Source organism: Paraburkholderia sp. FT54 (assembly GCF_031585635.1).
Classification (GTDB): domain Bacteria; phylum Pseudomonadota; class Gammaproteobacteria; order Burkholderiales; family Burkholderiaceae; genus Paraburkholderia.
Genome location: NZ_CP134196.1, coordinates 2,395,938 through 2,418,309, shown reverse-complemented (window position 1 = coordinate 2,418,309; position 22,372 = coordinate 2,395,938). Strand labels below are relative to the sequence as shown.

At 61.2% G+C, this 22,372-nt stretch carries 18 protein-coding genes and 1 pseudogene; 12 read left to right on the top strand and 7 right to left on the bottom strand.

Annotated elements, in window-relative coordinates; all coding sequences use genetic code 11:
• Nucleotides 1-59: 59 nt before the first annotated feature.
• Entirely contained in the window at nucleotides 60-2,378 is a 2,319-nt protein-coding gene (locus tag RI103_RS30455) for an alkaline phosphatase family protein (protein ID WP_310816369.1), read from the bottom strand.
• Nucleotides 2,379-2,946: 568 nt separating this feature from the next.
• A complete protein-coding gene (locus RI103_RS30450; protein ID WP_310816367.1) occupies nucleotides 2,947-3,873 on the bottom strand; it encodes a LysR family transcriptional regulator in 927 nt (308 codons plus the stop codon).
• Nucleotides 3,874-4,223: 350 nt separating this feature from the next.
• On the opposite strand from RI103_RS30450, the pseudogene RI103_RS30445 reads away from it, so the two are divergent.
• Both RI103_RS30445 and RI103_RS30440 read left to right on the top strand, forming a co-directional pair.
• Nucleotides 4,224-4,519, top strand: a pseudogene (locus tag RI103_RS30445) (ammonia channel protein); the annotation flags it as partial.
• Nucleotides 4,520-4,594: 75 nt separating this feature from the next.
• Nucleotides 4,595-4,768: a DUF3563 family protein gene (locus RI103_RS30440; protein ID WP_409077005.1), complete on the top strand. Its 174-nt coding sequence runs from the start codon at nucleotides 4,595-4,597 to the stop codon at nucleotides 4,766-4,768.
• 165 nt (nucleotides 4,769-4,933) lie between these two features.
• Here the strand turns inward: RI103_RS30440 and RI103_RS30435 are convergent, their stop codons facing one another.
• On the bottom strand, nucleotides 4,934-6,106 hold the full coding sequence (locus RI103_RS30435) for a thiolase family protein (protein WP_310816365.1): 1,173 nt from the start codon (nucleotides 6,104-6,106) through the stop codon (nucleotides 4,934-4,936).
• Between the two features lie 22 nt (nucleotides 6,107-6,128).
• A complete protein-coding gene (locus RI103_RS30430; RefSeq protein WP_310816364.1) occupies nucleotides 6,129-7,430 on the bottom strand; it encodes an MFS transporter in 1,302 nt (433 codons plus the stop codon).
• 244 nt (nucleotides 7,431-7,674) lie between these two features.
• Here RI103_RS30430 and RI103_RS30425 point away from each other — a divergent pair, with 244 nt between their 5' ends.
• Both RI103_RS30425 and RI103_RS30420 read left to right on the top strand, forming a co-directional pair.
• Nucleotides 7,675-8,451, top strand: coding sequence for an SDR family NAD(P)-dependent oxidoreductase (locus tag RI103_RS30425; protein ID WP_310816362.1), 777 nt, complete (start codon nucleotides 7,675-7,677; stop codon nucleotides 8,449-8,451).
• 11 nt (nucleotides 8,452-8,462) lie between these two features.
• Nucleotides 8,463-9,266: an enoyl-CoA hydratase-related protein gene (locus RI103_RS30420; protein ID WP_310816361.1), complete on the top strand. Its 804-nt coding sequence runs from the start codon at nucleotides 8,463-8,465 to the stop codon at nucleotides 9,264-9,266.
• Here RI103_RS30420 and RI103_RS30415 read toward each other — a convergent pair.
• Nucleotides 9,263-10,168 carry a LysR substrate-binding domain-containing protein gene (locus RI103_RS30415; protein WP_310816360.1) on the bottom strand — a complete coding sequence of 302 codons (906 nt, stop codon included), beginning with the start codon at nucleotides 10,166-10,168 and terminating at the stop codon, nucleotides 9,263-9,265. The two genes, RI103_RS30420 and RI103_RS30415, sit on opposite strands and share 4 nt — an antisense overlap.
• Nucleotides 10,169-10,240: 72 nt before the next feature.
• Here RI103_RS30415 and RI103_RS30410 point away from each other — a divergent pair, with 72 nt between their 5' ends.
• Together RI103_RS30410 and RI103_RS30405 are read left to right on the top strand one after the other, a co-directional pair.
• On the top strand, nucleotides 10,241-12,109 hold the full coding sequence (locus tag RI103_RS30410) for a CoA transferase (RefSeq protein WP_310816358.1): 1,869 nt from the start codon (nucleotides 10,241-10,243) through the stop codon (nucleotides 12,107-12,109).
• Between the two features lie 197 nt (nucleotides 12,110-12,306).
• Nucleotides 12,307-13,407 carry an NAD(P)-dependent alcohol dehydrogenase gene (locus RI103_RS30405; protein ID WP_310816357.1) on the top strand — a complete coding sequence of 367 codons (1,101 nt, stop codon included), beginning with the start codon at nucleotides 12,307-12,309 and terminating at the stop codon, nucleotides 13,405-13,407.
• 1,182 nt (nucleotides 13,408-14,589) lie between these two features.
• Here the strand turns inward: RI103_RS30405 and RI103_RS30400 are convergent.
• Both RI103_RS30400 and RI103_RS30395 read right to left on the bottom strand, forming a co-directional pair.
• Nucleotides 14,590-15,186, bottom strand: a complete 597-nt coding sequence (locus tag RI103_RS30400; RefSeq protein ID WP_310818610.1) for a TetR/AcrR family transcriptional regulator — start codon at nucleotides 15,184-15,186, stop codon at nucleotides 14,590-14,592.
• A 185-nt stretch (nucleotides 15,187-15,371) separates the two neighbouring features.
• A complete protein-coding gene (locus RI103_RS30395) occupies nucleotides 15,372-16,256 on the bottom strand; it encodes a LysR family transcriptional regulator (RefSeq protein ID WP_310816355.1) in 885 nt (294 codons plus the stop codon).
• A 143-nt stretch (nucleotides 16,257-16,399) separates the two neighbouring features.
• Between RI103_RS30395 and RI103_RS30390 the strand changes: the two genes are divergently transcribed.
• From RI103_RS30390 to RI103_RS30365, 6 genes are all read left to right on the top strand, one after another.
• A complete protein-coding gene (locus tag RI103_RS30390) occupies nucleotides 16,400-17,239 on the top strand; it encodes a pirin family protein (RefSeq protein WP_310816354.1) in 840 nt (279 codons plus the stop codon).
• 436 nt (nucleotides 17,240-17,675) lie between these two features.
• The gene (locus RI103_RS30385) at nucleotides 17,676-17,849 is read left to right on the top strand and encodes a hypothetical protein (RefSeq protein ID WP_310816353.1); all 174 of its coding nucleotides are present in this window, start codon (nucleotides 17,676-17,678) and stop codon (nucleotides 17,847-17,849) included.
• Between the two features lie 175 nt (nucleotides 17,850-18,024).
• Complete coding sequence (locus RI103_RS30380) at nucleotides 18,025-18,408, top strand: response regulator (RefSeq protein WP_310816352.1); 384 nt, start codon at nucleotides 18,025-18,027, stop codon at nucleotides 18,406-18,408.
• A 222-nt stretch (nucleotides 18,409-18,630) separates the two neighbouring features.
• On the top strand, nucleotides 18,631-20,457 hold the full coding sequence (locus RI103_RS30375; RefSeq protein ID WP_310816351.1) for an ATP-binding protein: 1,827 nt from the start codon (nucleotides 18,631-18,633) through the stop codon (nucleotides 20,455-20,457).
• Entirely contained in the window at nucleotides 20,447-21,121 is a 675-nt protein-coding gene (locus tag RI103_RS30370; RefSeq protein ID WP_310816350.1) for a response regulator, read from the top strand. The genes RI103_RS30375 and RI103_RS30370 overlap by 11 nt, the downstream gene beginning before the upstream one ends.
• A 473-nt stretch (nucleotides 21,122-21,594) precedes the next feature.
• Nucleotides 21,595-21,990 (top strand): DUF3331 domain-containing protein, encoded by a 396-nt coding sequence (locus RI103_RS30365; RefSeq protein ID WP_310816349.1) that lies wholly within the window; start codon nucleotides 21,595-21,597, stop codon nucleotides 21,988-21,990.
• Nucleotides 21,991-22,372 lie beyond the last annotated feature (382 nt).

Genomic DNA, 22,372 nt, shown 5'->3' with positions numbered 1-22,372 from the left:
GCAACTACGATGGTTTCAGACCGGGGAAAGGGCGGGCCCTTTCCCCGGGAGCGTGAAACTTACTGGACGATCGACCAGATGTTGGTCTGGGTCTTGTCCGGACCCGGCTGGCGATTTGCTTCCTGCGTACCGATGATGTCGGCCGGATTCAGCTTCTGCGTGTAACCCGCCGGCGTGATGTACGCATGGTTCATCGGACGGACCGAGTCGAAGTGCGTATCGGCGCTGTTCGCGAGTTCCGGCAGGTTCAGGATGTTCGCCGAGATGAAGCTCTCGGTGTACTTCGAACGGGCGATGTACGTCGATTCCTGGCCCGGTGCCGGATCGGCGAGCTGGAACATGTCCTGCAGCGTACGCACGAGCGCGAAGTGGCTGTATGCGTCGCTGTCCTGGATGCCCTGCACGCCATGGTTCGTGACCACACCGAAGATCGAGTTGCCGTGACCGTGGTTGCCCTTGCTGTACTGCACGGTCGTCGTCGGGGTGTACTTGCCGTTCGTGAACGTGAGCGGTTCAGCGGCCGACGTGGTGCTCGGGTTCCAGCCGCAGCACGATGTCGAGCTACCTTCGCCTTCGTCGAACATCACGACGATCGCAACATGACGTTTCGGATTGTTCCAGATCGGCGACGCCTGGATCTTGGTCACCACCTGCTGGACGTACGCGTCGCCACGCTTCACGAGGTTGTCGCCCTTACAGGTCGGGTCGTTACCCGTGCCGTGCATGTCGTCGCACTGGTCAGGCATGATGAAGTTGACCGCACCAACGTCGCCGTTCTGCAGGTCGGTATCGAACTGGTCGAAGTTGTAGCCTGCGGGGACCGGGTACACCGACGTGTTCTGGAGCGCCGAAGCGTACTGCGTACCGAAGATCGTGCGATTGTCCGCGTAGAATTCCGGCAGCGAACGCGTGGTCTGGTAGGCCATGCCCGGGTGATGCTTCGTCTTGTACAGCTGTGACGGCATTGCCAGAGCCGGGCTGGTCAGGCCGGCAGTGACGGTACCGGCGATGCCGTTGTAGCCAGCCACCACGGACGGATCGGCGACGCTGTCGGTACGCGGATCCTGGCCCGGGTTCATCGACTCGCTATACGTGCGCCATGCCAGGCCGGCGTTCGACAACTGCGTGAACAGGTTCGGTTGGACGATGTTGTGCGCGGCGGTCGAGCCCGTCGGACAAGTGCCAAAGGCGGTCAGGGCGCTCTGGTTGGTCGGAGCACCAGCGGGCGTTGCCACCAGCGGCTGACCGTCCGATGCCTTGCCGCCGGAGAACGCGACGTCCTTCAGGGCGGAAGCGTCTACGCCGCAGCCCCACCAGTTGTCGTCGGTGATACCCCAGTCGTCCGCACCGCCGAGTGCCGTGTAGTTCGGCTCCGACGGGTTGCCGGTCGAGTAATAGGTCGTGGCCTGGTTCCACTTGCCGCTCGTGAAGTCGAGGTTGCCGGCGATGAACGGCGCGTCGCCCGAGCCCTCGATACCGATCGTGCCGCCCGTCGTGGTACCGATCGAGCGGTTCTCGAGCATGACAATGAAGACCGCGTCATAGCGCGGAATGCCTTCGACGTTGAACGCAGCCTGCTGCGACTGTGCGAACGTGATCGGCGTCTGCTTCTGCGTCGGCACAACGGTGGTCTGCGAGGTCAAACGGCTGTTGCCGACGAGCGACGGATCGCCGCCGATCACCGCGAGGTTGTCCGGGTACATGTCGCCGCGATCGAGCTTGGTCGTCGCGTACGTATAGCGGTTCGTCAGTGCATTGTCTTCAAAGAGGATCGCCGACTGTTCGGCGCCCGACAGCTTGTTCACGTCGCCGAGCACGTCGGCGGCTGCGACAGTCGCTGCCGAAGCGGCTACACCCGGACCGCTCAGGCGCGTCGCGAGGTTGGCCTTCTCGGTTGCGTAGGTCGTGGCGTTCGCTTCAACCAGACGCTGCACTTCGCTCGACATCGGGCTGATCACGACGTTCGTCGCGCCCTGGTCGGCGAGCTGCGCTGCCGAGGCGCGCAGGATCATGTGGCTCGGGGCGGCTGCGCCGGTTGCGGTGTTGATGGCCTTGGTGCTCACGTCGGCGATCAATTGGCCGGTGCCGCTGGTCGTCAGCGTGAAATGGCCCGTGGCGTCGGTCGTCGCGACGGCTTCAGACCCGTCGCACCGGCCGTTGCCGTTCGCGTCGACGCACACGGTGGCGCCCGCGTAGTAGCCAGCCTTGAGCGTCGGATCGCCAGTCGTGCTGCCCGGCACGAAGCCGGCGGAGGCGACGACACCCGAGATTGTCGAGGTCGGCGTGATGTCGTTATTGCCGCCGCAAGCTGCCAGCACGCAGGCAGCGGCGATTGAGGTTAGCAGAGGAGTAGTACGTTTTATTCGATTGACCGACATTGTGGGGGGCCCCTGTAGGTTGCATGCACTGCTTTTTCGCCCTTATGCGTAGGCGACAGGGATTATCGAGTCGATGTATTTATCTAACGTGAACGGGAACTTTCATTACAATTACTTCCACGGAATATTCCGTGGCATCGTAAACAGCAATTTTTCATCGAATTGAAATTCGTCTATGGCAGGGGAAAGCAATATCGGATTTGATCGAGGCGTAATCGTCTTGTAAGAATAAGGGAAGGCGCAGTGGTGCCGCGTTGTATTAGCGACGCTTACTGGACCGCTCGAATTGCTCAATACACGCGCAATCGCGTGACAAGCGGATCGACACCAAATTGCAGGCCCCGACATGGGCGCAGCATAGACGTGCGCACTGCGAGCCGCTGTAATGGGGCGCTTTAATTTTCGTGAATTTTTCCGGCTAGGGGCACCTGAGCCCGGCGCGGCTCCGCCATGTGACCGTGTATAAATGGTTCTTGCAATCAAGTACCGTTTACACGTGCGGAATAACTTAGGATGCCGACAAACAAAATAAAGATCAGCGCCCTAACTTGCTTTGGCGCTTTTCAATTCACCGTTCGTGCATGAAGTCGATGAACGCGCGCAACTTGCTTGGGGTGTGGGCGCGATTTGCATAGTAGAGATGAAACGGCTGGTCCGGCGGCAGAAACTCGTCGAGTATCGGAACGACGGCGCCCGAGGCAATCTCAGCGGCCGCGAATTGTCGAAAGACGAGGCCGAGCCCGATGTCCTGACACGCGGCGTCGAGCACCGCGCGCATCTCGTCGAGGACAAGTCGGCCGCCCACGTCAATGGTTACGTCCTTGCCGCCGACCCGAAATTCCCACTCGAAGAACCGCGAACGGTTCAGGCGATGGCGGATGCAATCATGTTCGAGCAGTTCGTGCGGCGTTCCCGGCGTTCCGCGACGTTCGAAGTAGCGCGGCGAACCCACCACCGTGAGTTGCTGCGTCGGCCCCAAGGGTACGGCGATCACGTCACGTTGCAGCGCATAGCCCAGGCGAATGCCGGCATCGAATCCGCCAGCGACGATATCGCTGAGATTGTTGTCGATCGCGATATCGAGCGTGATCTCCGGGTAGCGTTCGCCGAACGCGGCGAGGTGCGGCTGAATCAGAGTGGCGTACGGGACGTAGCCGGTGTTGATGCGCAGCAGGCCATGCGGGCGCTCGGAGAAATCTCCGGCTTGCAGCACTGAATCACGAATCTGAGCCAACGCCGGTGCGAGCGTGTCGAGCAGCTTCGTCCCGGCCTCGGTGAGCGCGACACTTCGCGTCGTGCGGTTGAACAGGCGTACGTCCAACTGCGCTTCGAGCTGCTTGATGGTTTTCGAAATCGCCGTGGTGGTCACGTCGAGTTCTTCTGACGCGCGAACGAAGCCGAGTTGGCGCGCCACGCATTCGAAACAGACCAATGCGGGCAGGTGAACCGTGCCTGGTGTTCGGGATTTCGGACGTGTGACTGTGGATTTTCGCATCACTCCGATTATGAACCTGGAGTTCATGCCTCATCAACGGCCGCGTAGATTTAACCCATGGCTGGCGGCAGTACGCTTGTTCCATGGAGCCTGCCGCAAAGGGCCGCCAACTGGCTGGGCAAAGCGCGGCGCGGCGATGCGCGTGGCGCATGGCGCTGGACACTACGTGACGGCCAGCCCGGGACCGATCCTCGACACGATCCATGTTGCTTCGCACCCCTTTATGGCCCGGTGACTGATCGAAGCCAGAAATCGTCCCGCAGGCGTCCTTGTCGACGAACGCGATCCCCGCGCTTCCAGCGGGCAACCGGCGTCCCTAACTCACTTCCATTGTCTCAGGAGCGTCATGCCATCTCGCGCCGACCGTTCCGGAAAAGGTCTACTGCGCGTATCAGATGACTTTCGCGATCGTCACGCCGGTATTGTTTACGGGTGCGTTTTCTGACCGTGCGAAGTTCTGCGCCATGCTGATATTCATGGCGCTGCGGTCGATCATCGTCTACTCGCCGATCGCCCATATGGTGTGGGAACCGACGGGCGGGCTGGCTAGCGCGGGCATCCTTGACTTCGCGAGCCGCACGGCGGTGCACATCAACTCGGTATTGCGGATATGGTCTGCTGTCTCGTGCTCGGTAAGTGTGCGGGCTAAGACAAGGACGTGAGCGCGTCGCCGATTTCATCGACGCTGTCACGGCCGCGGAGTCAACTCAAACACGACTTAATGGAGATCGTCATGTTCTTCCTCATGTACTTTGCTTTGCTTCTCGATCACATTGGCCGCTCGTTCGAGCGCGCCGAACGACAGCGAAGGGAAGAGTACCTTGCGGGCGCGCGAGACCTGGTTGATCTTGAACTGCGCATGCGCGCGCTCGAAAGAGACGGCTTTCCGCGATAGTGCGACGGCGAGCGGGCACGGTCAGCGTGGCGCGCAAGAGAGCCATTGCGCTACGGCAGGCGCACACACCGCGTTGCCGACTATTTCCGTTTTCGGAGAACAGGCTTCCTCCCGCACCGCTTTCGGAGCCTTCCCGGACTCACCAGGTTCGGCTCCTGCCCAAACTCACAGCGACAGAATCGTCACCAGCGCGACGGCAGAATCTCCCGCGAGCTGACCGCCATTGTTCTCAGCAAGCGCCACGCGGGCGCCCGGACGCTGCCGCGCGCCCGCTTTGCCGCGCAGTTGCTGCGTGAGTTCGACGATCTGCGCCACGCCCGTCGCGCCCACCGGATGGCCCCGCGACAGCAAGCCGCCGCTCGGATTCACCGACACGCGGCCACCAATATCCGTAGCGCCGGAACGGATGAGCTTCGGGGCATCGCCGGGGGCACACAGACCGAGGTTCTCGTAATGAATCAACTCGGCGGGCGCGGAGGCATCGTGCAATTCGACGACATGCACGTCTTCCGGTCCGATGCCCGCCGCTTCGTACGCTTCTCTCGCCGCGCGCACGGCGACCAGTTCGCCCGAGCCATCCGCCTTGGCGGAGACGACCGAACTCGCGCGGATGAACACGGGCGGCATGTCGTGCTTGCGTGCATAGTCTTCCGAGCAGATGAACAGGGCCGCACCGCCATCGCCGATCGAGGAGCACATGAAGAGCGTCAGGGGATCGCTGACCATCCGGCTCGCGAGCACTTCGTCGACAGTTGTTTCCTTGCGGAACTGCGCGACCGGATTCAGCGATCCCGCGCGGCGGCTCTTCACGACCACGCGCGCGAAGTCGCTGGCATCGGCGCCGCTCTTTTCCATCCACTTGCGGGCTTTCGCTGCATAGAGATCCATGAAGAGTGAACCGGTGCCCGTGGTGACGCCTTCCGGCAGCGGCTCTTCGAGATCGACGGCTTTCGCGAACGCGCCGAACGAGATCGCTTTATCCTCGTGCGAGAGCTTTTCGACACCAACGACCAGCGCCGTCTCCGACTGTCCCGATGCAACCGACCAGCACGCGAGATTGAGCGCCGAACTGCCCGATGCGCACGCGTTCTCCACGTTGAACATCGGTTTGCCGTCGAGCCCCGTGTTACGCAACGATGACTGCGCGCGAATCATTTCCTGCCCTGTCACGACGCCCGCCGCCGCGTTGCCGAAGAAAATGCGCTGCACGTCGTTTGCGCTCACTCGCGCATCCTTAAGGGCGAGCGCAACCGCTTCCTCGGAAAGCGACTTCAGATTGCGTTCAAGGAACTTCCCGAATGACGTCATGCCGACGCCACCAATGACTACTTTTCGCATTGCTGTCTCCAGAAAATAAGCGTTAATCGAGGATCTTTCCGCGCGTCTCCGGCATGCGCGCATACACAGCGAAGCCCACGGCGCACACTGCGGCCACGTAGACCCACAGGTATTGCGACAGGCCCGAGTTGGACATCGCGGTGACGATGTAGGGCAGTGTGCCGCCAAAGAGCGCCGCCGAGATTGCATACGGTAGGGCGACGCCGGTTGCGCGCACATGAGCGGGAAACTGTTCGGCCATTACCGTCGCGCACGTCGCGGCGAATCCCGATGACAGCACCATGCCGATCGTGACGATAACGGTCGCAGTCCAGAAGTCATTCGAAAGCAGGGTCAGCGCGGGCCACGCGAAGAGTGCCGAGCCGCCGGCGAACGCGAGCAGAACTGGCTTGCGTCCAATGCGATCCGACAGGATGCCGATGAACGGAATCGCGATCAGCGATACGACGATCGAAATCACACTCGCTCGAAACGCGCTGGAAAGGGGTAGACCGGTGCGCAGATGCGCGAGCGTTGGGAACAGTACGAGCCAGAGATAGATGCAGAGATTGCCCGCCATCGCGATGCCCACCACACGCAGCGCCGCGCGCCGATGATCGCGCACGATCGAGATAAACGGATGCCGCACGTGACCGTGCCTGGCGAGCTTCCTGAACGCATCGGTTTCGACGACCGCAAGTCGTACCCACAACGCGACGAAACCCATCAACCCCGCGATGCCGAACGCAATGCGCCAGCCATATTCCGCCATGCCGGAAGGTTCGATGAACGAAGTCAGAAGCGCACCGATGGATGCCGCCATGAGCACGCCCGCGTTGACGGCAAAGTGCTGCCAAGAACCCGCGAAGCCGCGCCGTGAAGGCGCTGACGATTCGATCAGAAACGTCGATGCCGAGCCGAATTCGCCGCCCGCCGCGAAGCCTTGCACGAGCCGCGCAAGCACGAGGATGACCGGTGCCGCGAAACCAATTGATTGATAGCCGGGACAAGCGGCGATCACAAGCGAGCTGCCGGCCATCAACGCCACTGACAACGCGAGGCCATTCTTGCGACCGTGACGGTCCGCATAAGCGCCAAGCAAAGCGCCGCCGATGGGCCGCATGATGAAGCCAACCGCGAACACGGCAAATGCGGACAGGAGCGAGACGCGCTCGTCGTGCGCAGGAAAGAAATGCCGCGAGAAAAGGGCGGCGAATGTCGCGTAAATGATCCAGTCCGTGAATTCGACGACGGTGCCGAGCGTCGCCGCAACGATCGCTCGTTTCTGGGCGCGCGTGAGCGTCGCGGTGGATGGCTCCGCAATGCCCGGAAGGGTGGTATGCATGCTTGTCTCCGTGTCTATCGATGTGAACGTGCTCAATGGCACATGAACGCATCCTAGTTTTCATGGCGCGCGTCGGGCAAACGACTTTTTCTGCGCTTTCGATTGATTTTTTCTGTATCGAAGCCAGGCGTTCTCGATTGACCGCAAGTCAATCGAAGTCACGAAAAAAGTCGTTTGAGGCCGACGGGCGCACGCCCTAGCATGGAATCCACAGACTGCTGACCGGATTTCACGGAGACATTTCATGAACGCTTCACATCATTCATCCGAAGCCGATAACGCCGAAGTCGCGATTGTCACGGGCGGCGCCAAAGGCATCGGCTTGGGGATCGCGCGGGCGCTGGCGCATCACGGGCGGCGCATTGCACTGTTTGATCTCGATCGTGCGGCGCTCGATCAGGCATCGACTGAACTCGCGGCTTCCGGCGCCGAGGTCATCGGACTCGCCGTAGACGTGACGAAAGGCGAATCCGTGAATCAGGCCGTCGATGCCGTGATGGAGCGCTTCGGACGCGTCGACGTGCTGGTGAACAACGCGGGCATTGTGCGTGACAAGCGCATCACGAAGATGAGCGACGAAGATTGGGACATAGTCATCGACGTGAATCTGAAGTCGCAGTTCTTGTGCTGCCGCGCGGTACTCACGCCTATGTCGACGGCGCGCTATGGGCGCATCGTCAATATCGCTTCGCGCGCCTGGCTCGGCGGTGTGGGCCAGTCGAACTATTCGGCGTCCAAGGGCGGCGTCGTCAGTCTGACGCGTAGCCTCGCGCTCGAATGGGCCAGTGCGGGCATCACGGTCAACGCGATTGCGCCAGGCATCGTCGATACGCCGCTGTTTCGCACCTTCGACAGCGCGCTTCAGGAGCGTCTGCAGAAATCCGTACCCGCGCAGCGTATCGGCACGCCCGCCGATATCGCGCAGGCCGTGTCGTTCTTTGCGCAGCGTGAAGCGTCGTACATCACCGGACAAACGCTCTATGTGTGCGGCGGGCGTTCGTTGTCGTCGCCCAGCGTTTGACGGAGCGCGCCATGACTATTCACTACAGCAAGTCAGCGCATGTCGCGATTGTCACGCTTGATCGCCCGGAGGCGCTTAACGCACTCAACCTCGACAGTCTCAAAGCACTGCGCGTTGCGCTCGCCACGGCGCGGGATGACGACGACGTGCGCGCCATCGTGCTGACCGGATCAGGCAACAAGTCCTTCTGCGTGGGGGCGGATCTCAAGAACACCTTGCCACCGGAGACGAGCTTTGCTTCGTCGTTCGTGAGGCCGATCGAACGCGCCGCAGCCGAAGGCATCTACGTGCGAATGATGGACCTGACATCGTTGCGCCTCTTCAAGCCGATGATTGCCGCGATCAATGGCTATTGTCTCGGCGGCGGGCTCGAACTCGCGTTGCAGTGTGATCTGCGGATCGCGTCGGATAACGCGGTGTTCGGCTTGCCTGAACCGGTCGTGGCGAGCATTCCGGCCGTGTGCGGCATTCAGGCCTTGCAGAAGGCCGTGCCCTCCGCCATCGCGATGAAGATGCTGTACACCGGTTCGCGAATCGACGCGGCTTACGCCGAGCGTGTCGGCCTCGTGTCAGATGTCGCCGCCCCAGCCGCGCTGATGGATAAGGCGCTGCAAATAGCAGGCACGATTGCAGCGAATGGCCCGCTTGCTGTGCAGATGATCAAGAAGATCGTCGAGACGAGCAGCAACGTGCCGCACGCGCAGGCTATCGAATTCACGGAACTCGCCTGGGGTGCGATGCGCGATTCGGAAGATCGCGTCGAAGGACGGAAGGCTTTCGCCGAGAAGCGCAGCCCGAGCTTCAAAGGACGCTAGGCATCGGGCGATGCCGCGCTCACCGAGAGCAGCCAGTCGCGAAACGCGGCGAACTCTGGTTTCTGCAGATGTTCGTGCGGATAGACGAGGTAGTACGTGAACGAGCCGAGATCGAGGATGAACGAGAAAGGCATGACGAGCGTGCCATCACGAAGCTGATTGGCAACGAGCACGCGCTGCGCGATCGCAACCCCGTGTCCCTGCATCGCCGCGGCGTATGCGAGAACCGAGCTTTCGTAGCTTAGTCCGCCGAGCGGATTCACGCCGCTCACTTTGGCTTCATCGAGCCATTTCGCCCAGTCCTCGCGACGCGCCAACGAATGCAGAAGCGTCACGTTGGAGAGCGCTTCGGGCGTGGCGTCGTTCAGGTCAGCATGCGCGCGCAAAAAGTCAGGGCTGCACACGGGCACGAGTTCGTTCGGAACGAGGCGGTCCGAGCCGATATCGGACGAAGGCGCATGCGACAGACGAATCGCCGCGTCGACATCTTCGGTATTGAAGTCGACCGGCTGCAACGACGTCGTGAAGATGACTTCGACGTCCGGATGCTCGCGATGAAACGTCGACAGATGCGGTAGCAGCCAGTTCATCGCGAACGTCGTGTAGCCGCGAATCTTGAGCGTGCGCCGACGACGCACCTCGGTGAGATTGACGGTTGCGGTTCGCATGGTTTCGAAGCCTCGCAAGATGTCGGCGAGATAGCGAACGCCTATCGGCGTCAACGTGATTGAGCGGTGGCCGCGTTCGAACAACTGCACGCCGAGCTGGTCCTCGAGCAGCTTGATTTGCCGGCTGACGGCAGCGGGCGTGACGTTCAGTTCATGCGCCGCGAGTTGCACGCTGAGCAGCCTGCCGCAGACCTCGAAGGCTCGCAACGCGTTGAGTGAGGGAAGGGTTCGCATCAAAAAATGGTAGCACGCAGTGACCGTGCCGCGTGCCGGGATTGATACCTAGAGAGAGTCGAGGAGACAGACATGTTGAATGGAATGCGGATTCTTGCAGCGGGCACGCGCGAGGCCGTCGAACTGAGCGCGGCGGTGCTCGCGCAAGCCGGGGCGCAGGTCGCCTTTGCTCGAGCCGTGACCTTGGAAGATGCCACTCATGACGTGATCATTGTCTCGTCGGACACGTGCACCGCGGACGAGAAAAGCGTCATCGCGCGGCTCAAGGCAACGGGCGAAACGATCGTCTGCGACATTACCGCGATGGGTTCCCAGTGTGCTGGCGAAAGCCCCGCGTATTCGGATGCGCAGATCCAGGCGATGAGCGGCCTGATGGACACGACCGGCTTTTCGCATGGCGAGCCGGTGCGCATCGGCATGCCGTTCACGGAGATTTCGGCGGCGCTGTACGCCTCAGCGGCGATTGCCGCGGCGCTGCGTGTCAGGCGCATCTGCGGATTGAATCAACATATCGGCGTGAGTCTGTTTGGGTGCGCCGTCAGTGCGCTCACGACCTTTCTTCCCGCGGCTTTCGCGGGCGATCCGGCCGAACGTGTGGGAAACCGGCACCCTTCCTGCGCACCCTGGAACGCGTACAAAACGCGCGACGGCTGGATTGTCATCTGCACGAGCACAGAGGAGCAATGGCGAAAGATCAGAAGCGCGGCCGCCATGCCCAGTCTCGACGATGCGCGTTTTTCGACCTTGCGAGAGCGAGTGCGGCACGTCGAGGAACTCGACTCCTTGCTTGACGCGTGGACATCGACGATGACGACGGCGAAATGCGCTTCGCTTTGCGAGGGCATCGGAGTCGCGGCGGGACCCATTGTGTCCGTGGATGGATTGGCGCTCGAACCGAACTTTGCATTGCGTCATGAAGATGCCGCGGCGCGCATGACGGCAGGGGGTATCGACAGCGAGACTTATCGCCATGTTTCGCTGTTTCGCGAGTCCAGGTTGTCCGGCAAACCGCATGCGGCCGCGAACAGGCGTGATGGCGTCTACCCGAACGCAGGCGCGCTCGCCGGCGTGAACGTGATCGAAATCGGTCAGTACACGACCGCGCCGCTGGTCGGCAAACATCTTGCGGCGCTTGGCGCCGATGTCGTGAAAATCGAGGCCCCCGAAGGGGAGGTCTCCCGCACGTGGTCACCCAGCCAGCACGGAACTAGCTATTTCTTCGCGCTCAACAATACGGACAAGCGAACCATGGCGCTCGATCTGAAAGATGCCGACGATCGTGCGCATTTGAGGACGCTGCTCGCGGATGCGGATGTGCTCGTCGAGAACCTGCGTCCCGGCGCGCTCGCCAGGCTGGGTTTCGATCGCCACGCGCTTGCCGAGATTAATCCGCGCTTGATCTATTGCTCGATATCCGGTTTCGGCATCGAAACCGCGTATCCATCGCGGCCCGCTTTCGATACCGTGATTCAGGCAATGGGCGGTCTCATGGATCTCACGCGCAGCGATGGAGAGCCTGTCAAGGTCGGCGCGTCGGCAGCAGATATTCTCGGCGGTCAGGCCGCGCTCTTCGCAATTGTCGCGCGACTTGCAGCGCGGTCGGGCGATGAGGGCAAGTTCATCGAGATCGCGATGCAGGATGTTGCCGCGTGGTCCGCGCTCTTTGCAGCGGGGAATCGGCGCCCCGCCGGCGTGACCGAAAGCGACGTGATACGCCTGCAAACGTTGATGCAAGATGCCGCTTTTCGCGATCACGCATTGAGCACCGCGACGGATCCGTACGGGCATTCGTGGCCCGTGGTCAAGCTTCCGTATCAGCTTTCGCAGACACCAGCGCACGTGCGCCGAGTGCCCGGTGCGACACAGCGGCCGATGCATCGAGCTGGTGGCATGGGGACTCCTCCCCACCGCGGAATTTTCTCGACTCGCCGGATCTTTTAGCCGGCGTGGATATGTGTTGACGTCGGACAGATCGGTGGCGAGTGCAAGAGCGTAAGCTAAGGCTTCTGGCGCGCCGGTGCCCCGCCTTTTTGACTGACCGGGAGACTGCAGGATCACCTTGCCGGGTCGCCAATCCCGAAGGCTCGGGCGCGGGGGTGCCGGGCGAATGTGCAAACCATTGATAATGGAGAAATGCTATGCCCGCCATGATGAAAGCGGCCGTGTTCGTCGAACCCGGCCGCATCGAACTCGCCGACAAGCCGATTCCCGATGTCGGCCCCAACGATGCGTTGATTCGCATCACTACCACCACCATCTGCGGCACCGACGTCCACATCCTCAAGGGTGAATACCCCGTCGCCAAAGGCCTCACGATCGGTCACGAACCGGTTGGCACTATCGAAAAGCTGGGTAGCGCAGTGGTCGGCTACCGGGAAGGCCAGCGCGTCATTGCCGGCGCGATCTGCCCCAACTTCAACTCCTATGCCGCGATGGATGGCAATCCCTCGCAGGACGGCAGCTACCTGATTCCCAAGGGCTTGTGTGGCTGCCACGGTTACAAGGCAACGGCGGGCTGGCGTTTTGGCAACCTGATCGATGGCACGCAGGCCGAATACGTGCTGGTGCCTGATGCCCAGGCCAACCTCGCCCCAATCCCCGATGGTCTGACTGACGAGCAGGTGCTCATGTGCCCCGATATCATGTCGACCGGCTTCAAGGGCGCGGAGAACGCCAATATCAAGATTGGCGACACCGTGGCCGTGTTTGCGCAGGGGCCAATCGGCTTGTGCGCTACAGCAGGCGCGCGGTTGCTGGGCGCCACCACCATCATCGCAGTGGACGGCAACGATCAGCGACTGGCCGTTGCCAGAAAGATGGGGGCCGATATTACGCTCAACTTCACGCAATGTGATGTGGTCGATGAAATCATGAAAGCGACCGGCGGCCGTGGTGTCGATTCGTCAATCGAGGCGCTGGGCCTGCAGGCCACGTTCGAATCGGGTCTGCGCATTCTGAAGCCCGGCGGCACGCTTTCCAGCCTGGGCGTGTACTCGACCGACCTGAAGATCCCCTTGTCGGCATTTGCGGCTGGACTGGGCGATCACAAGATCAATACCGCGCTGTGCCCGGGTGGAAAGGAGCGTATGCGCCGCCTGTTGAACGTGGTGGCATCTGGCCGCGTCGATCTGGGAGCGCTGGTCACTCACCACTACAAACTCGACGACATTGTCTCGGCCTATGACCTCTTTGCGAACCAGCGCGACGGCGTTCTGAAGGTGGCAATCAAGCCGCACTGAAGACAGAACGTAGGCTGGTTGTGTCGAAAAAAGTCCGGCGAGTCGAGAAGATTCCGCGGTGGGAACGAGTTATGGGGCCATCAACGAATAGCACGATGGTCCGGGTCAGAGGGAGGACTGAAGTGACGTCGTCGGAAAACACGCCCGGAATCTGCAATATCGGCGCAAACACCAGCGCTCCGACGATGTTTGCGAACAGTACGAGTCTCCAAAGGCGGGCCGTCTTCGCGACGGTTTTCAGGTCGCGGCGCGTCAGGAGCGGAAGAGCGGCCTTTCCATCCGCATGAACAATGCCCGTGCACAGGCGCGTTGATCATCAGCGCCAACGGGTACAGCGTAAGGCAACAAATCAACGGCGCGTGGCACGCGCCTTGCGCCTCCTCCTGTATAGGAAGGCAGGCGCTGGCCTGAATACTATCTTTTGGGGTGAGACATGAAACATAGAACCAGGTCGTTTGTTGCGTTGGCTCTCGCCGTCGCATTATCGTCTGCAGTAAGCGCGCAAGCTGCCGATGCTGCAGGGATCACAACATCTGGCGCGGGCGCCGGTTCCACGAAGGGGCTGAATCAGAAGGACTATGGTTCGCCGGGGGACACGCGTACCGACGCCGGAGCGGGTTCCCGGTCTAACAACACTGCGACCACCGTTCCGAACAGCGGGAAGACAAACCGGTTAAATATGGGTACTAATAGCGGCGCGAACAGCGACGTCAACGGCGGACTCAGCCGGTCAGGGCAAAACGGCCGCTAGTAGCCTCATTTGAGGCGAGGTCCCGGACCACCAAGCGAACTGCGGCTCCCATTCCCGCAGGTGTGATCGTCGAAACGGATCGCGCGACAACCATGTGTATAAGCCCAACGACAGGCCCGGATCGCGCGACCGGGACAGCAGCGAATGCAGTGCATCGAATGCCTCAAGCGAATGACTTGCAGCGCGGATTCGACAATGGAACTTTGCAATTCAAATGACGCTAAATCAATTTGAAGTGTGGGCGGAAAACCCAGTCGCCTCCGCTTGAGAGCGACCGGTGCGTCGAGCGTGCGGGAGCCAGTGAAGATGAGTTCTCGGGACCGGTCGCGAAGCTTTTTCAAAAAGGGAGGACAGCACGCAAAAATAGCATAGCAACTTATGAGAATTCAGCTATCGGCCAGGTGTGCGGAGTGCACGCGCGCACGAACGTCTCAAGAGTCGGTCAAATCAAGCAGCAATTGTCGACGACCGTCTTTCAATATTTCGTCAGCCAGGTCTTTATCAGCATCGACCACCGCGCGCGACAGAATCAATGTCCCGACCAATTGACTCAAGATCGAAATAGCCTTCCTTCGGCGTTCTTTTTTATTTGCGCCGTCAAGTGCATCGGCGAGGTAATCGAGATTCGACGCAACCCCTTCGGCGTAAGATTTTCGCGCTTCCGTGCCTAATCGTCGGACGTCGCCGGCGAAGGTGCTTACCGGGCAGCCGGACTCAATAGCGGCCCGATGATCGGGGGAAAGATACCAATCGATCTGACGCTTGATGGGATCTACGCCCATCGCTTCCGATTGTTCGATGGCCGCGACCAGTCGATGTGCGCCGTCCTCCATGGCTTTGTTCATCACCGCTGCCACCAACGCGTCCTTCGACTCGAAATGGTTGTAGAAGCCCCCTTGGGTGAAACCCGCGGCCTTGGTCAACTCGGTCAGTCCCACCGCATCGACGCCGCGCTCGCGGAAGAGTTTTTCCGCAGCAGCAATGATCGATTGCCGATTTTCAATGGCTTGCTGTCTTGAAACACCCATGAACTGTTCTCCTTGTCCACGCGTCATGTTCGACCATTTTTCCATGAAACGATGACGAATGCCATTGTCATTGGCCAGGTGGCAATGAGCCAGGCCGACACCGATCTGGATATCCGAATGGACAATCTGTTCTGGTGGACCGACATCCTGGAGAAAGTCCGTGCGGCCAGCTCGCGGCAATCAGCCTACTTTCCGAGTTGTGCGATGAAGGCGCGGGCAGCCGGTCCCGGCGGCGCGTCCTTCCGGTAGACAACCTTCATCGGCATCACGACTTCGCGCGGCAGGCCTTCAATGCGGATCGTCACGAGGGTGCCGCTTTCGAGATCCTCCTTGACCATGTGCAGAGGCATGTGGCCCCAGCCCAGTCCCGCCTTCAGAAATGCATGCTTGGCCCCCAGATCCCCGAGCCTCCACGTCGAGGGAGACAGGACACCGAATTCGCTTCCTTGGGACAGTGCGGTTCGGTCGCTGAGGACGAGTTGTACGTGTTTCTTGATTGCGGCCGCCGAAACGAGCCCCCGGCGATTTGCAAGCGGATGAGACGGGCTGACGACGGTAACCAACTTGAGCTCGCGCACCAGTTCGACCTGCAGTTCGTCCGTCACGATCGGCAGAGTGCCGATCACGCCAATGTTGCAAACCTGATCGAGCACCAGCTTCATCACACCGCCTAGCGCCTCGACGTAGAGCCGCAGCGGCGTGTGCGGATATTCCTTTTGGGATTGAGCCGCCGCGCTTGTCAAACTGTCCATTGGGTACATCACGTCCATCGCCACGGAGAGCTCGGGCTCCAGGCCCTCTCGCATCGCGCGGGCTCGCGCCTTGAAGCCATCAATCGTGTCAGCCACGGCACGGGCGTCAAGCAGCAAGCTCTTGCCTGCGTCGGTGAGCTGCGGGTAACGGGCCGTGCGATCGAACAGCTTCACCTCGAGCTGCGCTTCGAGATTCGCGAGCGTCTGGCTGACCACTGATTGCGCGCGCCGGAGCTTGCGTCCGGCCGCTGAGAAGCTGCCTTCATCGACCGCCGCGATGAAGGTCCGAAGCTGGTCCAGAGTGACGCCGTCAAGCATATCCATCGCTCCAGACGATATGTGAAATCTAAAAATATAGGCTTTTATGATGGAGCGCAAGCTCTTACCTTGTCTACATTCCGTTTTCTTCAGGCAGAACCATGAATACCGACACAGCCGTACTCACCCCGACTCAGGAAACTATGCTGGCGCCGCGCAGGATCGTCTTTCGCACCGGCGGCAGCGCGCACGGCGGCATTACTCGTCTGGCCAGTCCCTCCGATATCGGAGAATTGATCAAGCCTTTTGTGTTCCTTGACCACGCCGTGGTCGTGCCGACCGGCAAGCCGATGTTCGGGTTCCACCCGCACTCGGGCATCGCCACTCTCACGACCGTGCTGAGCGGCGGGATTTCCTATGCGGACACAACCGGCAAAAATGGCGAACTTCCAGCCGGCGGCCTCGAATGGATGAAGGCCGGCAATGGTGTCTGGCACGACGGAAACGTATTGCCAGGTGAAACCGTACGCCTCTTTCAACTCTGGGTCGCGCTGCCGCCCGCGCTGGAAAATTCGCCGCCGGAGAGTCAGTACATCGCGCCGGCCCAGGTCCAGAGGGAGGGGCCGGTTCGCGTAATTCTCGGCCGCTATGGCGCTGCGGCGAGCGATATTCGCGCGCCTGAAGGCATCAACTACTTCCACGTTCAACTGCGCGCCGGAGATACCTGGCGATATGTGCCGCCTGCCGGGCACAACGTCTCGTGGCTGGCGATCGACACGGGCCGCCTGAATGCGTCCGAACCGATCGAGGCCGGCCAACTCGCCGTCTTCGAGGAATCCGATGGGGCGCCTATCGAGCTGCGAGCCGAGGACGCGACGTCGTTCGTCATCGGCTCCGCGATCAGGCATCCCTATCCACTGGTGCTTGGCCACTACTCGGTGCACACGAGCACAGACGCGCTTACGCAGGGCGAGGCCGAGATTCGCCGCATCGGGCGCGATCTGGCCTCGCAGCGTCGCATCGCCGCGGCTCGAAATGCCTGACGTCCCGGCTCGATCTCCGAGTTCATGTTGCGCTCCATTTCCGTCCGAAGTATGGATCGGCGGCGCCGCGCATCATATTTCTTCGCTCAACCTATACGGATGGATAAGTTGCTCATGCGAATGCACGATGCAGGTGGCCGTTCGTAGAATGGTTCTGGACTCGCGTCGCGCGTAGCGTTAGCTCACGACAACGATTCATCTGCGGCGCGAGGATACCGACCGGACCAGGACAGCATTCGGCGCAAGCATGTTGGCAACCTTGCCGGCATTGCCGCTCGATCGCAACGACTCGCTGGCGGTTCCGCGCTGCTCGTTCGTCGATAGTTTCGATAAGACCACAGGTTTCGTGTGCGCCGCCGGCGAGTTTCTTCCGCCCCGCGCGCATCAAGTTGATCGAATGCCTCTTCGCCCTTTGTCCCTCGATCGGGAGACTGTAATGGACATCGTCAAGCTCGCCAAAGACTCGGGACTGCTGGTCGTGCTGGACGGCATGATCGGCAAAACGGAATACCGCAGCGTGCAGGGCTCGCTCGCTGCGCTTGAGCGCTTCGCCGATGCAGTCGGCAAGCAGATCGCGACGCACGAAGAGTCGAAGGTCGACGTTCATTGAGGCGCCTTTAAAGGCGCGCAAGCGAGGCTGCGGGCAAAGAGTCTGGGTTGCGATCTTTCCCTATACACACATATTATTTTCGCGGCAATGTTTTTTCCATAAGATGGGAACACCTGAACGGCGGGCAAACCAGATCGTGCCGTCATAACCGCATGTATGGAAGAGGACAAGTCGCTTGCACACCCACCGGATAGTTTCCATCATCGACGACGACGAATCCGTCCGCATTGCCACTTCGAGCCTGGTTCGTTCGCTGGGCTGGGACGTCCGGCTCTATGCGTCGGCCGAAGATTTCCTCGCCGCCGGCCAGATGGGTGATGTCGCGTGCATTATCTCCGACGTGCAGATGCCTGGCATGACAGGGCTCGAGATGCAGCGGCGCCTGCTCGACAGCGGGATTACGCTGCCGATCATCTTTATCTCTGCTTTCGTCTCGGAAACGGTGCGCCGTCAGGCGCTGGATGGCGGCGCGATGTGCGTGCTGAGCAAACCTGTCGATGGCGCGGCCGTGTCGCATTGCCTCGAGACGCTTCAGGCCGAGGGCGACGAGCTTCATTGAAGCCCGTTCGCAGCGGGCCTTAATAGCTGGATAATGAAGAATTCGTATAAACTTACTAGCGGATTATGAGTCGGCGTCCTGCATGTCTGACTTTTGACGTGCCGTTCTTGCGGCACGAGACAGGGTTCCGGTGCTCGTCAACGAACATTTGCCTGGAATGCCTATGCCAACATCGCGCCGTTTATTCACCCGCCTTGCCGCGCGGCGCGCTCAATCGTCGTCATGATATTCCGCTCACATGCCGATGAACCATTGCGGCATGACGCGCGTGTACTGGCCGCTCTCGCGGCCATCGTCGCGCTGATCGTATTCGTGATCGACGCTTTCACGTCGCTGGATATCGCGATTGCAGTGCTATATGTGGTCGTGGTGCTGCTGGTCGCCTCGACAGGGTCGCGGCCTGCTGCGATCCTCACGGCATGGAGCTGCGTGGCGCTCACGGCGATCGCGTTTGCGTTGTCGCATGACGAGCACTTCTCGAGCAGCGCAGCCGCGCGCTGCGTCGTCAGCCTGCTCGCCATCGCCATCACGTCGGTGCTGGCGTTGCGCAATCAGAAGAACACCGCGACGTTGCAGGAGCAGCTTCAGTTGCTCGATCTGACGCATGACGCAATCGTCGTGTACGACATGAACGATCTGATCACGTTCTGGAATCACGGCGCGGAAACACTCTACGGATGGACCGCGCGCGAGGCCATCGGCCAGCCGATTCACGAGTTGTTGCGAACCCACGCGTCAATCTCACTCGACGAGCTTCGCAGCGAGTTGTTGCGTTCGGACCGCTGGCAAGGCGAATTGCAGCGCGTGCGCCGTGACGGCGCTGCCGTCATCATTTCGATCCGCCTGGCATTGTGGCGCGACGCGAAGGGTAAGCCGCGCGCCGTGCTCGCCACCAACAACGACATCACCGTCCGCACGCAGGCCGAGCAGGCGCTCGAACGCAGCGAAGCGTTCCTGTCCGACGCGCAGCGCCTGAGCCGCACCGGCAGCATTGCGACGAGACTGCCCGGCGGCGAGATGTGGTGGTCCGACGAAACATATCAAATCTTCGATTATTCGAAGGACGTCACGCCCAGTTTCCAGCTGATCCTCGCGCGCTCGCATCCCGAGGACGTCGCGCTCGTCAGGCACGCTTATCAGCAGAGCCTTGCGGGGGTGCCGCTCGTCGACATCGAACATCGCCTCGCGATGCCCGACGGAAGGGTTAAATATGTGCATTACGTTGCGCATCTTGCAGCGTCGCAGTCGGCGATTCCTGAGTACGTCGGCGCGCTGATGGACGTGACAGAAGGGCGGGTGGCGCAGGAAGCGCTTGACCGCTCGACGGCCGAACTCGCGCACGTGACGCGCGTGACGATGCTCGGCGAACTGGCCGCGTCGATCGCGCACGAGGTCACGCAGCCGCTCGCGGCGATCGTTACGTGCGGCGACGCCGCCCTGCGCTGGCTGAACCGTCCGCAGACCGATGTGAAGGAAGCCGGACAGTCGATTACGCAGATGATTCACGACGCCCGGCGCGCGAGCGACGTGATCCGCCAGATACGCGCGATGGCGCAAAAGCGCGATCCGAGTCAGGCGGTACTCGATCTGAACGCCATAGTGAGAGAATCGATCGGCCTGGTGCGACGCGAACTGGATGCCCACCGCGTCGACGTGGACACCGACTACGCCTGTCCACCGCCGCGGGTGCGTGCCGACCGCGTGCAGTTGCAGCAGGTCATCATCAACCTCGTGATGAACGGCGTGCAGGCGATGTCGGGCATCACGGGACGGCCGCGGGAATTGCGCATCCGCACGCGCCACTTCGACGCGCGGCACGCACAGGTGATCGTGGAAGACTCCGGCACCGGCATCAGTGAAGAGAACGCCGGGCGGCTTTTCAATGCATTCTTTACGACGAAGCCGGAAGGCATGGGAATGGGACTGTCGATCTGCCGCTCGATTGTCGAGGCGCACGGTGGCCAGATCTGGGCGGAATCGCAAGAGGGAAAGGGTGCGGTGCTGCAGTTCACTCTGCCGCTCGATGAGGGAACCTGTCATGAGCAGTGAAACGGGCGACACCACGAGTAACTCGATTGTCTATGTCGTCGACGACGATGAGTCGATGCGTGCAGCGGTCGGCATGCTGCTGCGCTCGGTGGGCTTGCAGGTTGAGGTGTTCGCATCCGCAGATGAATTTCTTGCGTTCCGGATGCCGGATGTGCCGAGCTGTCTGATTCTGGATGTGCGGCTCAAAGGGCAGAGCGGCCTCGCCGTGCAGGAACGGATTGCGGCGGGCGAATTGCGTGTGCCGATCATTTTCATGACCGCGCACGGCGATATTGCCATGTCGGTCAAGGCGATGAAGGCCGGCGCGATGGACTTTCTCGCGAAGCCGTTCCGCGACCAGGACATGCTGGACGCCGTGGCGACGGCCCTCGGCAAGGACGAAGAACGGCGTGAAGCGGACCGCTCGGTCGCGGATCTGCGCCGCCGGTACGCGTCGCTCACGCCGCGCGAGCGCGAAGTGATGGCCTTTGTCGCGAGCGGTCTGATGAACAAGCAAATCGCCGCTGAAATGAATCTGAGTGAAATCACGGTGAAGATTCACCGCGGTCAGGCGATGAAGAAGATGGAGTCGCGCTCGCTTGCCGATTTCGTGTTGAAGGCGGAAGCCCTCGGCGTCAAATCGCCACCAGGCACCACGACACCGCCGCGCGTTCAGCGCGGCTGAACCGCGCGGGCATCTTTGCCTATCGAACGGCGAAAATCGCATCGTCGTTCGTTTCTGTCTCGAATCTCTCGCAATGTGGCGCTCCCGTGCGCAAACGGACACCGTCGCGTGGCTATGGCATTCGCGCATTTCCCGCCCGCATTAAACCTTCGTATAGGTTGACCCAACCATTCGATACCTCGGGCAACCGAATGTACGGCTAGGCGCGCGAGATTCGTTTGATTAACTTTGAGTTATCGCGGTGCCGGTGTTTCGACCGCAGGCAGATCGCGCTATGGGGCGGACATTTCATGACCAGTTCGCTGCTCTCATACCCTGAACCCGGTGCCGACATTGCGCCGCGACGCATCGCGAGGCCCATGCAAGGGCGGGTGACGGCGGGCGCCGTTCAGGTCACGGCGCCTGGCATGCCCGTCGACGCTGTCTTCGATTCGTCCGTCTACGTCAGGTAACTCTTCAACAGGAGTCGCGACATGCTGGCAAACGCAAATATGATCGATCCGTGGATGCAAACCATCGGCCTGTTGTCCGTGCCCGCGAGCGGGTCGAAAGACCGCGCCAGTGGGCCGAATGACGGCGACGTGGCGCGTCGTGCGGACCGTGCGGCGCTGCACGGCGTCACGGTGAGCCTGCTGGAGCGGCAGACGCCGTCGACGGCGACGATCTCCTGGCGCGACTCAACGCGCTGCTGCTATGGCGACCAGATCTGGTGCGCAACGCGGGCTCGCACCGTGGGCATCTGCGCGATGAGCGGGCGCGCGATTCGTCGCGGCGACGCGGTGTACACGCCGCGTCCCTGCCGGCCGGCGCCCCGCAATGCGGGCGCAATGATCCTGACGTCCGTTCTCGACAATGCAGCAGCAACCTGAACTCGTTCTTTTCTCGCATGGCTTGCGATGGGTGGCCGCTGCCTTTCTCACTGGCGTTTCCGCCGGACACGTTTTGACAAGCTGAAGAGGCAGATTTGCCAGCAGAACGGCGTGCCGGATGTCATTGAGCCGATAGTCGCGACTCGTCAAAGAACCTGCGAAGGCTTGAGACGTGAAGGGTGACTATTCGTAGCCGAGCCTGTGACTCAGAATGGGCGCGAAAAAGAGTGCAATCGCGGAGCCCGCGGCCTTACCCTCCAGCTCCGCAGCCGCAGCTGCGGCCCGCATTCCATACGAGTGCGCGGACAAGCGCCCCTCGAAAGACCGAAACCGAGTTTAGTCGTTCGAAGCAAGCGCAGGGCGCACGCGGCGGATGAGGTCA

Coding starts and splice junctions, on each gene's coding strand:
- RI103_RS30455 (WP_310816369.1), bottom strand. CDS start 2,378: ATGTCGGTCAATCGAATAAAACGTACTACTCCTCTGCTAACCTCAATC.
- RI103_RS30410 (WP_310816358.1), top strand. CDS start 10,241: ATGTTGAATGGAATGCGGATTCTTGCAGCGGGCACGCGCGAGGCCGTC.
- RI103_RS30385 (WP_310816353.1), top strand. CDS start 17,676: ATGGACATCGTCAAGCTCGCCAAAGACTCGGGACTGCTGGTCGTGCTG.
- RI103_RS30390 (WP_310816354.1), top strand. CDS start 16,400: ATGCTGGCGCCGCGCAGGATCGTCTTTCGCACCGGCGGCAGCGCGCAC.
- RI103_RS30405 (WP_310816357.1), top strand. CDS start 12,307: ATGCCCGCCATGATGAAAGCGGCCGTGTTCGTCGAACCCGGCCGCATC.
- RI103_RS30450 (WP_310816367.1), bottom strand. CDS start 3,873: ATGCGAAAATCCACAGTCACACGTCCGAAATCCCGAACACCAGGCACG.
- RI103_RS30400 (WP_310818610.1), bottom strand. CDS start 15,186: ATGGGTGTTTCAAGACAGCAAGCCATTGAAAATCGGCAATCGATCATT.
- RI103_RS30415 (WP_310816360.1), bottom strand. CDS start 10,168: ATGCGAACCCTTCCCTCACTCAACGCGTTGCGAGCCTTCGAGGTCTGC.
- RI103_RS30440 (WP_409077005.1), top strand. CDS start 4,595: ATGGAGATCGTCATGTTCTTCCTCATGTACTTTGCTTTGCTTCTCGAT.
- RI103_RS30430 (WP_310816364.1), bottom strand. CDS start 7,430: ATGCATACCACCCTTCCGGGCATTGCGGAGCCATCCACCGCGACGCTC.
- RI103_RS30420 (WP_310816361.1), top strand. CDS start 8,463: ATGACTATTCACTACAGCAAGTCAGCGCATGTCGCGATTGTCACGCTT.
- RI103_RS30425 (WP_310816362.1), top strand. CDS start 7,675: ATGAACGCTTCACATCATTCATCCGAAGCCGATAACGCCGAAGTCGCG.
- RI103_RS30395 (WP_310816355.1), bottom strand. CDS start 16,256: ATGCTTGACGGCGTCACTCTGGACCAGCTTCGGACCTTCATCGCGGCG.
- RI103_RS30375 (WP_310816351.1), top strand. CDS start 18,631: ATGATATTCCGCTCACATGCCGATGAACCATTGCGGCATGACGCGCGT.
- RI103_RS30365 (WP_310816349.1), top strand. CDS start 21,595: ATGCTGGCAAACGCAAATATGATCGATCCGTGGATGCAAACCATCGGC.
- RI103_RS30435 (WP_310816365.1), bottom strand. CDS start 6,106: ATGCGAAAAGTAGTCATTGGTGGCGTCGGCATGACGTCATTCGGGAAG.
- RI103_RS30370 (WP_310816350.1), top strand. CDS start 20,447: ATGAGCAGTGAAACGGGCGACACCACGAGTAACTCGATTGTCTATGTC.